The organism is Bacteroides sp. MSK.18.37 (assembly GCF_019129155.2).
GTDB classification, from domain to species: Bacteria; Bacteroidota; Bacteroidia; order Bacteroidales; family Bacteroidaceae; genus Bacteroides; species Bacteroides ovatus.
In genome coordinates, this window is sequence record NZ_JAHOIB020000001.1 from 2,291,940 (window position 1) to 2,304,813 (window position 12,874).

The 12,874-nt window shown below is 38.4% G+C and carries 9 protein-coding genes; 2 read left to right on the plus strand and 7 right to left on the minus strand.

Going from position 1 to position 12,874, the window contains the following annotated elements; genetic code table 11:
• Positions 1-18: 18 nt before the first annotated feature.
• Positions 19-1,135 (minus strand): peptide chain release factor 2 gene (gene prfB / locus KSX81_RS09715; protein WP_143256892.1). Its coding sequence is split into 2 segments (ribosomal slippage): positions 19-1,071 and positions 1,073-1,135, totalling 1,116 coding nucleotides; the frame shifts between segments, so codons are not numbered across the junction.
• Between the two features lie 99 nt (positions 1,136-1,234).
• Between prfB and KSX81_RS09720 the strand changes: the two genes are divergently transcribed.
• Positions 1,235-4,153 carry a M16 family metallopeptidase gene (locus KSX81_RS09720; RefSeq protein WP_004322333.1) on the plus strand — a complete coding sequence of 973 codons (2,919 nt, stop codon included), beginning with the start codon at positions 1,235-1,237 and terminating at the stop codon, positions 4,151-4,153.
• 189 nt (positions 4,154-4,342) lie between these two features.
• Here the strand turns inward: KSX81_RS09720 and KSX81_RS09725 are convergent, their stop codons facing one another.
• Positions 4,343-6,157 (minus strand): AMP-dependent synthetase/ligase, encoded by a 1,815-nt coding sequence (locus KSX81_RS09725; RefSeq protein WP_004305211.1) that lies wholly within the window; start codon positions 6,155-6,157, stop codon positions 4,343-4,345.
• A gap of 109 nt (positions 6,158-6,266) precedes the next feature.
• On the opposite strand from KSX81_RS09725, the gene KSX81_RS09730 reads away from it, so the two are divergent.
• On the plus strand, positions 6,267-7,334 hold the full coding sequence (locus KSX81_RS09730; RefSeq protein WP_004322336.1) for a M20 family metallo-hydrolase: 1,068 nt from the start codon (positions 6,267-6,269) through the stop codon (positions 7,332-7,334).
• 87 nt (positions 7,335-7,421) lie between these two features.
• Here the strand turns inward: KSX81_RS09730 and KSX81_RS09735 are convergent, their stop codons facing one another.
• The 5 genes from KSX81_RS09735 to KSX81_RS09755 all read right to left on the minus strand — a co-directional run bounded on the left by KSX81_RS09735 (position 7,422) and on the right by KSX81_RS09755 (position 12,872).
• On the minus strand, positions 7,422-8,612 hold the full coding sequence (locus tag KSX81_RS09735) for a TlpA disulfide reductase family protein (RefSeq protein WP_004322338.1): 1,191 nt from the start codon (positions 8,610-8,612) through the stop codon (positions 7,422-7,424).
• Positions 8,613-8,695: 83 nt separating this feature from the next.
• Positions 8,696-9,715, minus strand: a complete 1,020-nt coding sequence (locus KSX81_RS09740; RefSeq protein ID WP_004322340.1) for a DUF2059 domain-containing protein — start codon at positions 9,713-9,715, stop codon at positions 8,696-8,698.
• Positions 9,716-9,919: 204 nt separating this feature from the next.
• Positions 9,920-10,237: a glutaminase domain-containing protein gene (locus tag KSX81_RS09745; protein WP_004322343.1), complete on the minus strand. Its 318-nt coding sequence runs from the start codon at positions 10,235-10,237 to the stop codon at positions 9,920-9,922.
• A gap of 18 nt (positions 10,238-10,255) precedes the next feature.
• Entirely contained in the window at positions 10,256-11,818 is a 1,563-nt protein-coding gene (locus tag KSX81_RS09750; RefSeq protein ID WP_217731684.1) for an O-antigen ligase family protein, read from the minus strand.
• 277 nt (positions 11,819-12,095) lie between these two features.
• Positions 12,096-12,872 (minus strand): hypothetical protein, encoded by a 777-nt coding sequence (locus KSX81_RS09755; RefSeq protein WP_004322347.1) that lies wholly within the window; start codon positions 12,870-12,872, stop codon positions 12,096-12,098.
• Positions 12,873-12,874: the final 2 nt, after the last annotated feature.

Sequence of the window (12,874 nt, forward strand, 5' to 3'; positions counted from 1 at the left end):
TCTTGCTAATTTTATTTTTTATGATTCTTGTGAAGAAAACTCCATCAAATAAGCTTTGATAAAACCATCTATTTTGCCATCCATCACGCCGTTCACATCCGAGGTTTGATAGTTGGTACGGTGGTCTTTCACACGACGGTCATCAAATACGTAGCTTCGGATTTGAGAACCCCATTCGATTTTCTTCTTACCGGCTTCCACCTTCGCCTGTTCTGCCATACGGTGCTGCAATTCCTTATCATATAAGATAGAACGTAACTGACGCATTGCATTCTCACGATTCTTCGGTTGGTCACGGGTTTCGGTATTCTCGATCAGGATTTCTTCTTCCTCACCGGTATAAGGGTCTTTATACTGATAACGCAAACGGACACCGGACTCCACCTTATTCACATTCTGTCCACCGGCACCACCGCTTCGGAACGTATCCCAAGAGATATTGGCAGGCAAAATATTAACTTCAATACTGTCATCTACCAACGGAGTAACAAACACAGAAGCAAAAGAGGTCATACGTTTACCCTGCGCATTGTAGGGAGAAACACGAACCAAACGGTGCACACCGTTCTCTCCTTTCAAATAACCATAAGCAAAGTCACCTTCGATATTGATAGTACAGGTCTTGATTCCGGCTTCGTCACCTTCCTGAAGGTTGGCAATGGTAGCTTTATAACCGTTGGTCTCGGCATAACGCAGATACATACGCATCAGCATAGAAGCCCAGTCCTGACTTTCCGTACCACCGGCACCTGAATTGATTTTCAACACACAATCCATCTGGTCGGCTTCGTCACGAAGCATATTTTTGAGTTCGAGTGCCTCTACCGCTTCACTAGCTTTGGCGTAAGCAGCGTCCACATCTTCCTCGGTCACCAGTTCTTCTTTATAGAAATCAAATGCCAGTTCTAGTTCATCTGCCAATGTCTTGAGTTCGTTGTAGCCTTCAATCCACTTTTGCAGGTCTTTCACCAGTTTCATTTGAGCTTCGGCTCTCTTCTGGTCATCCCAGAATCCCGGAGCTTGTGTTCTTAATTGCTCTTCTTCGACTTGAATTTTCTTCCCGTCGATGTCAAAGATACCTCCTCAGCGCATCAGTGCGCTCTTTCACGTCTTTAAGTTGTTCAATAGTAATCATTTGATTTACAATTTTATTATTTACAAATTTCAGATATCGGGGACAAAGATAAGCAAAATTCTGCTACCTTTGTTTTTGTTATTAAAATGTTGTCATATTATGAACAAACGATTGAAACTTTCTTGCTTGTCACTCTTCCTGGCATTAGTGATTTGCAGCTGTAGCTCACAAAAGAAGTATAGCTACGAAACAGTGCCCAATGACCCGCTAAAAGCCCGCATTTACACACTGGACAACGGACTAAAGGTTTACCTCACCGTAAACAAGGAAACTCCGCGCATACAAACATTTATCGCAGTAAGAGTGGGCGGGAAGAATGACCCGGCAGAAACGACGGGACTTGCCCATTATTTCGAACATCTGATGTTTAAAGGCACCGACAAGTTTGGCACACAAGACTACGCGACCGAAAAGCCTCTACTGGATGCAATCGAACAACAGTTCGAGATTTATCGTAAGACTACGGATGAAGCGGAACGTAAGGCGATCTACCACACCATCGACAGCCTTTCTTACGAAGCTTCCAAGTATGCTATCCCTAATGAATATGACAAATTAATGGCAGCCATCGGATCTACCGGCAGCAATGCTTATACCTGGTATGACCAGACGGTCTATCAGGAAGACATTCCTTCCAACCAGATAGAAAACTGGGCGAAGATTCAGGCAGATCGTTTTGAAAACAATGTAATTCGTGGTTTCCATACTGAATTGGAAGCTGTATATGAAGAGAAAAATATGTCACTCACCCGTGACAACAGCAAAGTACAGGAAGCTATTTTTTCTTCTCTTTTTCCCAAGCATCCTTATGGAACGCAGACTGTGTTAGGTACACAGGAGAACTTAAAGAATCCTTCTATCACGAATATCAAGAACTACTATAAACAATGGTATGTGCCCAACAATATGGCAATCTGTATGTCTGGCGATCTAGACCCGGATGCAACAATTGCATTAATCGATAAATATTTTGGTGGATTGAAACCCAATCCGGAACTCCCGAAACTGGACCTTCCGAAAGAGGCGCCAATCACGCAACCTGTTGTAAAAGAGGTGTTAGGTCCGGATGCCGAAAGCGTCGCATTGGCTTGGAGATTCCCCGGTGTATCCGACAAGGATTTTGAAATCCTGCAAGTCGTTTCGCAAGTATTATACAATGGAAAGGCAGGACTTATCGACCTTGACCTGAACCAGCAACAGAAGGTCTTGAATAGTTACGGTTACCCGATGGGACTGGCAGATTACTCTGCATTGCTGCTAGGAGGACTTCCTAAACAAGGACAAACACTGGAAGAGGTAAAAGACTTGCTACTCAGCGAAATCAAGAAGCTCCGTGCCGGAGAGTTCGACGAGAAAATGCTGGAAGCGAACATCAACAATTTCAAGCTCGGTGAACTGCAAAACATGGAAAGCAACGAAGGACGTGCCGATATGTTTGTCAACTCATTTATCAACGGCACAGACTGGAAAAATGAAGTTACTGCCATCGACCGCATGGCCAAACTGACCAAAGAAGACATCGTAGCGTTCGCCAACAAATACCTGAAAGAAGATAATTATGCCGTTATCTACAAAAAGCAAGGAAAAGACCCGAACGAAAAGAAGATGACGAAACCGGAGATTACTCCTATCATAACCAATCGTGATGTAACCAGCCCGTTCCTTGTGGAGGTACAGGAAAGCGCAGTCAAACCGATTGAACCAGTGTTTCTCGATTATCAAAAGGATATGAGCCAATTAAAGGCAAAATCGGATATTCCGGTTCTTTACAAACAGAATGTAGCCAATGACCTGTTCCAATTGATTTATGTCTTTGATATGGGAAACAACCATGACAAAGCTTTGGGAACAGCATTCGATTATCTCGAATATCTCGGTACTTCGGACATGACACCGGAAGAACTGAAAAGTGAATTCTATCGCCTGGCTTGTACTTTCTATGTTTCTCCGGGTAACGAACGCACGTATGTCGTACTTTCCGGACTGAATGAGAATATGCCTGCTGCCGTACAATTATTCGAAAAGCTACTGGCAGATGCGCAGGTTAATAAGGAAGCCTATACTAATATGACCAGCGATATACTGAAAGCCCGTTCGGACGCCAAACTGAATCAGGGACAGAACTTCTCCCGTTTGATGAGCTTTGCCATGTACGGTCCCAAATCCCCTGCCACCAATCTACTGACGGAGGCGGAACTGACAAATATGAATCCACAGGAACTGGTAGACCGGATTCACAATCAGAACAGCTACAAGCACCGTATTTTATACTACGGCCCAAGCAGCAGCAAAGATTTACTGGCTACCATCAACCAATATCATCAGGTTCCGGCAGCCCTGAAGGATATTCCTGCCGGAAACGAGTATTCTTATCTCGAAACTCCCGTCACTAAAGTTCTAGTAGCTCCTTATGACGCCAAGCAAATATACATGGCACAGATATCCAATCTCGATAAGAAGTATGATCCTGCCATTGAACCTATCCGCGCATTATATGATGAATACTTCGGAGGGGGCATGAACTCTATCGTCTTCCAGGAAATGCGTGAAACACGTGGATTGGCTTATTCCGCCTGGGCTAGCATAATGCCGCCGAGCTACTTGAAGTATCCCTATGTACTACGTACACAGATTGCCACGCAAAACGACAAAATGATTGATGCCGTCACTACATTTAATGACATCATCAATAATATGCCGGAATCCGAAGCTGCTTTCAAACTGGCTAAAGACGGATTAACCAACCGTCTGCGCACCGAACGTATCATCAAAGGTGACATTATCTGGAGTTATATCAATGCACAAGATTTAGGGCAAAACGTAGACCCGCGCATCAAGCTCTACAACGACATACAGAACATGTCGCTAAAAGATATTGTCGATTTCCAAAAGCAATGGGTAAAAGGACGTACGTATGTTTATTGCATCCTGGGAGATAAGAAAGATTTGGAGCTGGATAAATTGAAAGCTGTAGGTCCTATTGAAGAATTGACCCAAGAACAGATTTTCGGATACTAAAAAGAAACGAGCCGGCCATAAATAATTAGCAGGTGTCAAAAGCCCCCCTAAACACAAAGTTTACCCCTGTTACAAATTGAACTGTAACAGGGGTAATACTTTTAAAGAGAGCTCCAATACACTCTTTATTGTTTCCGATTTATCATTTACGGTTTATCGTTTCATTTTTAACGATAAACCGCTTATCGCCTATTTCTCACTTTCTTCGTACATCTTCTCTATCTGCTCACTATAATTCTTGGCAACCACCGCCCGTTTCAGTTTCAGTGTATTAGTCAATTCTCCACGTTCCATGCTGAATGGCTCAGGCAGTAAAGTGAAACGTTTGATTTGTTCATAGTGCGCAAATTGTTGCTGAAGTGTATCGATCCGCGCACGGAACAATCCTACAATCTTCGGATGCTGCAACAGTTCCGTCATATCCTTATATTCAATACCCTTTTCTTTGGCATACTCTTTCACAAATCCATATACAGGAACAATCAGAGCCGAGACAAACTTACGTTGATCGGCGATAATGGCAATCTGGTCGATATAACGGTCAATGACCAACTTCGTTTCCAAAGCTTGCGGAGCGACGTATTTGCCGTTTGATGTTTTGAATAAATCTTTAATACGTTCCGTCAGGAAAAGCTGTCCATTTTTAAAGTAACCGGCATCACCTGTATGGAACCAGCCATCCGGCTCAATAGCGGCAGCTGTGGCTTCCGCTTTTTTGTAATAGCCTTTTGTGATCGTCTTACCCCGAAGCAGGATTTCATTGTCTTCACCGATTTTCACTTCAATCCCCGGCAGTACAACACCTACCGAACCGATATCATAGCCAACCGGCAGTGTACAAGATACAGTAGCCGTAGATTCCGTCAGTCCATATCCTACCACCATATTGATTCCTACCGAATGAACGAATTCATTAATCTCATCGGGAACAGCAGCACCGGCAGTCGGGAAAAAGTTACCATTCTCAATACCGATTGTTTTTTTCAGCAAAGAATAGATAGTCTTCTCGTAAAACTTATATTTCAGTTGATTCATCACCGGAGGAGTCTTTCCCAGACGCAGATAATCCAGATTATGGATTCTACCTACCCGGATAGCATCCAGCATCAGTGCCTTCTTCAACCCGGTTGTTTCGTTTATTTTTTCCTGTACCCCTGCATACACCTTCTCCCAAAAACGGGGAACACTGCACATCAGTGTCGGGCGAATTTCCTTAATGGTTGTTTGTATATCTGCCGGACGGAGATTGATACAAATCTGCACTCCTTTATGAATACAGAGATAACACCATGCTTTCTCAAACACGTGTGTTAATGGAAGGAAGTTCATCGATACATCCTTATCCGACATCGTCGTCAAACGGTCATCATGTGTATGAAACTGTTCCAGATAACAGGAATGATGAAGCATGACGCCCTTCGGTTCACCCGTTGTGCCGGATGTATAGAGAATGTTTGCCAAGTCATCATAAGAAGCCCGTTCGGTACGCTCTTCTACCGTATCATTATGAGGCAATCCCTCTCCCGTCGCCATAAATTCATCAAAATAGATAGATGATACGTCACGAGGGTCTTTTACCACCGAACGGTCAAAGATTATCAGTTGTTGCAAAGAAGAACAGAAACCAAAGATGCTGAAAGCGGCATCATACTGGTATTGCTCACCGACAAAAAGAAAACGAATCTGCGCATCATTAATGATATATTGCGCCTGCGCAGGTGAACTCGTTGCATAAAACGGAATGGTAACCGCCCGGTTGGCAAATGCACCAAAGTCTACATAGAACCATTCGGGTTTATTCTGTGAAAATATACCGATATTCTCTTGTTCTTCCACTCCCAATGCCACGAAAGCATTAGCTGCTTGCCGTACTGTTCCGGAGAACTGCTTCCATGAAATAGGAATCCATTGAGCTGTCTCATAGTCACGGTATTTTAAGGCTACCTTGTCGCCATATTTTTCGGCCTGACGATGGACCAGGACAGATAAATGATGATAAGTCATACTCTTTGTATTAGTAAATATGGTACAAAGGTATTAGTTTTATTTGAAACTATTGCTCAAAACGACTATCTTTGTGCAAATATTAAGGTATAGATAAAAGATTTGCACTATGAAATATGATATTCCGTATATGACAACAGAGGCTGTAAGCCTGCTTAAATCACTGATTAGTATTCCTTCAATCAGCCGGGAAGAAACCCAAGCTGCTGATTTCCTGCAAAACTATATTGAAATGGCAGGTATGCAGACGGGACGTAAAGGAAATAATGTGTGGTGCTTTAGTCCTATGTTTGATTTGAAGAAGCCTACTATTTTACTTAACTCCCACATAGACACAGTGAAACCTGTTAACGGTTGGCGGAAAGATCCGTTCACTCCACGTGAAGAAAACGGTAAGTTATATGGATTAGGAAGTAACGATGCCGGTGCCAGCGTTGTTTCGTTATTACAGGTGTTCCTGCAACTATGTCGCACTTCGCAGAAGTATAATCTGATTTATCTGGCCTCTTGTGAAGAAGAAGTTTCTGGAAAAGACGGAATTGAGAGCGTATTGCCGGGACTTCCTCCAGTCTCATTTGCCATAGTGGGCGAACCGACAGAGATGCAACCCGCCATTGCCGAAAAGGGATTAATGGTATTGGATGTTACTGCCACAGGTAAGGCGGGACACGCAGCGCGTAATGAAGGAGACAATGCTATTTACAAAGTATTAGATGATATTGCCTGGTTCCGTGACTATCGTTTTGAGAAAGAGTCACCCTTGTTGGGTCCCGTAAAGATGAGTGTCACTGTCATCAATGCCGGTACACAACACAATGTGATTCCCGACAAATGTACTTTCATCGTCGATGTCCGGAGTAACGAGCTTTACTCAAATGAAGAACTGTTTGCTGAAATCAAAAAGCATATTTCCTGTGAACCCCAAGCCCGTTCATTCCGTCTCAATTCTTCACGAATTGACGAAAAGCACCCATTTGTACAGAAAGCTATGAAGTTAGGACGCGTTCCTTTTGGTTCTCCAACATTGTCCGACCAGGCCTTAATGTCCTTCCCATCGGTAAAAATTGGTCCGGGACGTTCGTCACGTTCACACACGGCAGAAGAATATATCATGTTAAAAGAAATAGAAGAAGCGATCGGACTTTATTTAGAGCTATTGGACGGACTTCTGATTTAATAAAAGTCATTGGTGAATTGATAGTGGTTATCCTATTATATAGTTCTCAACTATCAATTCACCCATACAATAAAAACAAAGCAACGATTATTCAAACAACTTCGATAAAGCTTCCTCCAGTTTTTCACCCCTTAAATTTTTGTCTATAACAATTCCCGTAGGATCTACAAGAAAAGTTCTGGGTATAGCATAGATACCATATATATCAGAAGCATCCACATCCAACAATTGTACCCAATTCATTCCAAGTTCTTCAACAGCAGCCCTCCAAGGTTTCAGTTTCCGATCTGTGGATATGCTAATCACCTCAAATCCCTTAGAAGCATATTTTTCATAAGCAGCTTTCACATTGGGCATTTCATGCCGACAAGGTCCACACCATGAAGCCCAAAAGTCAATCAAGACATATTTTCCTTTACCCACATAATCAGACAAGAGCTTCATATTGCCAGCATTGTCTTTCACTTTAGCATCCGGGAAACGTTCGCCAATCTTTATCTTGGCATCCATTTCCTGCCGTTTCTTTTGTTCTTCACGCTGTTCCGGAGTCATTTTATTTTCAAGTTCCGCCTTCATTCGGAGCTCTGCTTGGTTCTTCTTTTCCACAATATTTCTCACCAAATTATTTTGTGAAAACAGAGGCGAAGCTTCTTTCATCAGAATCTTCATATCATCAAAAGGCATCATCATACCTCCAACGGAGAAAAGATATACACCCACTATACTATTCTTATAATCCTTTATACAATGTGATACTGAATCCATTTGTGCAAGAAATAATTTATTATTCCGATCAAATTCCGCTTTAAATACAGTATCATTCCTCATCTTATCCGAAAATACTTCCGGTTTCATCCCAAGCATTAACTTATAAATATCATTCGATGTTTTCAACATATTATCCATTATTAGCTGCATACGATTTAAAGCTATATTCAATGAATCATTTAAAGGCGTTCCCCCTCTCTTATTCGCAGCAATATTTACTGATATTTCTCCTTTTTCGAAAATCAACGGATAGGTTTCTCCATCCATATCCTTGATGATTGCAATATCCGGCATCTGATGTACACCAGAAAAAGAGAACTTACCTTTTTCCACTGTTGTACTGTCCAAAACGACTTCTTTGGCTTTCTCTCTATCTCCCATCAGACATAAATACAACAATTGATTATTCAATTCCTCATTAGCAATTCCTTGGATAGAGAATTTCTCTTGGGCAGAAGAAAATATAGCAATAGCACAAAACGTGCATAAAATCATAATTCGATTTCTCATATAGAATAAATTTATATCAAAAACAGTAAACACTCATGTTCAATACCTGCTATTATCATTTCAAATTCTGATAATCATTTAAACTAATAATAGATCTTCTTATTTTTCTTATCGGAAATGGTCTGATAATCTTTCACCTTTATATTAAAATATGATTTAGACTTTCCATCATCATTAGAAGGCAACTGTTCTTTATCTTTTTTGTGTAGCAACTCAAGAATATCTATTTCTTTCACACTCTTCTTCAGTTTCGGGAATAAAAGACTGATATAAATATATTTATGATTAAATCCTTTGACAGCCAACAGCCTACCCATCGGAGCTCCACCATCATATCCTCTCACATTATATTCATCGCCACTTTTCTTATCAACAATCTTAAACCCCGGACTATAATACAACCATTGCCAATTCCAATAAATAGGTTGTATGAATGTCACTTTAGTATCATTCTTTCTCCTTTCAATCGAATATAAAGAAGGCCTTGTAGACCTCCCATTCTCATACGCTTTCTCATACACTTCTTCAGGAACTATCACTATACTATCGCTTGGAAGCATATAGGCTTGTGCATATAATTCTTTATCACGCTTCTGCTTTTGCTCATATTCTTTCAACCGCTGTTCACCTCTTTTTACTCGTTCACTTTTCTCCGGCATTATCTCTTTGGACATCTCTGTCTGGAGTTGCTCCACTAGCAGCGGCATTGTCTCACGCATAACCATCAATGAAGCCTCTTTATATTTCTTACCTACGGGAGATTCATAAAATGCAGCAACAGCTTTTAATTCTGCCAATGTTAAATGCTTTTCATAAACAGGCATATACATTTCAAACACCTTATTTTCTACTTTCTCTTTCCAATTTTTAGAGAACTCATTCCAATAAGCCTCATCCTTTTTCGGCGCATTTAATTTCATTATAGATGATAATTTCTGGAAAAAGTCATCCGTAGTAGTCGAAGTACCAGAAAAATCCATGATTTTCTTCAACGTTTCTTTGTACTCATCTGTCACATTTGTATTTTGTGCAGAAACTGGTAAAATTAAAGCAAGCAGTGCAATTATACACATCGTTACTTTGGGAAGGAAAATGTTTTTCATAATTATCTGATTTTATTTATGGGATTTATATTGATTCCATGTTTCATCTTGTATTGCTATACAAAGATATACATTAAATCAACATCATTCAATAGTATATTACAATCCATAAGGTTACCATTCACGCTCTCTGTAAGATACAGACAAACGAAATATCCCCTATTCATCTATAATTATAACATTCAAGCACCTATTTTATCAAGGCTACTTTGAACAATTCATTTCATCTTTTGAAACGATATTATTACCTTTTTCATCCAAAACCGCCTCTAATAATTTTATGAAATAGGCACCCGTTACCGGTCTTCCCCACGATGTGACTCTTGTTTTCTGATTTACAACATTATAAGTGTCTGCCATTGGTACACGCCATTTGTTTTCATTCATATAATTGTAAAGCGGAAGAAGAAACTCACGAAACATAAGTCGGTCATTTTGCAATGCAGCCGTCCATACAGTCCAATCAGCTTTCGCATAATCAGTTTTACTATGTAACGGACAACCGTAAGTATTCGTAAGCATCCGATATACTAAAGATGTCTATTTAACAATACAGTTTATATCAGTTTCTAAATATTGTTGCATTTTTTGTTTTATTTTATAAACTGTAGCAGATGGTACTTTTGTTGGTTTATCAATGATTAAACAAGCTATTTTTCGTGCCATATTACTATCATTCTCTAATATAGCTATTTTATGTAACTGGTTTAAAGGGACAAATCGATTGGGACACATATAAAAAGCCTTACTATAATGATTCTTAGCTTTATTCCATTCCTCCAAATGGAATAAATTATCAGCAATAAGCATTTGAACATCATAATCATTAAAATAATTCCTACATTTGTCAACTAAGAAACAACTTCTTTCATAATAATCGAAATAATTAAGCTTCGCAGCATAATTATATAAGAAATAAGCATTTTTTTTCAAATGAGGATAGAGAGTTTCATATGTAGCTATAACTTCCTGAATATTTCCAAATTTTCTTTTATGCTCTATTAAATACCATTTGTTCTCAAAATACATCTCTTTAACAGTTATACTAAATAATAAAATAGATGAAAACACAACTATAAATTTTGATGGCCAATATATCTTACATTGTTTTTCTCTATTATCAAATAATATTAATTGTACACACATAAAAAATATGAGCCATGTATGTGGATACTGAAAAGGGTAAGAGAAAAAGGAAAAAATAGCAATAGCCAATAATGACAACATCAAAGAAAACGATTCGTCTGTTTGCCTTTTTCGGTACAACAATATTAATTGTATCACAAACAACAAGAACAGAAAAAAAGCAAAGAAACCAAACTCTACAATTAAGAGGATAAACTCATTAAATGGATGTTTTACATTGTCAGACAATAAGATATAGTCGCTTTTTTTATTTTGTTCAAAATAATCAGCCTGATATAACATGTATTTTGCTTCAAAACTTTTATATCCATGCCCAAACCAAGGTTTTTCTTTTATCATTTCCCATGTACATCTCCATATAATTACACGGCCTTTTGTGGAATCTTTCTTAAATATATAGAACCCTAATATAATTGCAATTACCAACAACATCATTATAAATTTAAGCCACAAAGTGACATTAGAAAAATTTATTTTATATCTTTTGATAATATATGTAACACTTATAATAATTGATATTAATATTCCAGTTCTAGAGGCAGACAAAGTAATCGCTAAAACAATCACAAAATAAATAAACCATAGGGGAGTTTTTTTATTACATTTATCAGAATAAATATAATAACATACAAATGGAATACTCATAGACAACATAGATGCATAACCAGCTGGATTATCGAAGCTTCCGACTACCATGAAGAGATGTCTAGAAGATATCAAACCGATATATTGAGCTATACCATACAAAGACATAAACAAAGAAACTACAATAACTGAACTTGATATGTAAACAAACGACCAACCAACCTGTATACTAGCAAGTAAATAATATAAAAGAATGAATAATAAACAGAATGCAACATTTGATAGAGAAAGTTGTCCAAAAACAATCCTTATAAAAAAATATAAAAGTAATAGCGTCAATAAAGATTTAGATACACAAATCTGTTGTGCCATCTTATTTTTATAGCTAGCCAATAAAAACAACGGTATAAATATGGATATCATCAAATATAGACAATACCATTTGGATTTCAATTCATAATCAATAAACTCACTGAAATTGCAAAATGTAGTCCCAAACATTACAATTAACATTATTATTAAAACAGAATGTTTTTGTAGCATGCTCCACATAGATGATATAGTAACTGATGATTTCATTTAAGTTATAATGAATATCCCCTACTTGAGTATTTCTTTCAAGCAGGAGATATTCATTCTAGGAATTAATTCAAAAATCTAATTGATCAAGAGATTTAAAATACTTACTTTCATTAAACTCATTTGCTTTTACGTCAACCAATATTTGCTCGCATATTTCCGACAAAAGCAGAGCCTTATTCTGAGGGATCCTAATATTCAGTGTCCATAATTCATCCTTAACCACACAACGAAATGTAACTGCATGCCCATCAGAAATTATTGGAGGGATACCTTCGGCCCTAAAATTATTAATCAACATCACCATTTTACTATATAGTTTTTGGGATAAATCAGTGCTTATCTTGAATGATATAGATTGCGGACGATAAGGTTTATACAAATCATCACGATACAATGAAAGTTCAGCTACATCATTATGTTTCTTGATTTTTTCCATGTCACTAATAGTTAATGAAGTTGAATTCAGTAACTCCCCCGGAATAAGTATTCGATTGACTTGCGCAGATAATATTCGCTCCATCTCAAACAATTTCTCACTATCGGGCAAATACATTATTTCTATCAAAGATGAACTATCGGAAGAATTATCTACAATACGAAAAGCAGAAGCCCCATCAAAAGAGCTTTTGATAACAAACTCAACAGGTGAATTAGTTATTCCGAAGAATATTCTGTCTAATATTGATTTACCTTCAAGATTATAGCAATGATCATTCCCTGCAACAATTATGTTATATTCAATCTTTTTAGAGAAAGATCCACCATTTATATGCTCTGCTTCTTGAGAAAATATATTCTCATTAAGAAACATTATTAACACAAATACAATGAAACTTTTATTCATAG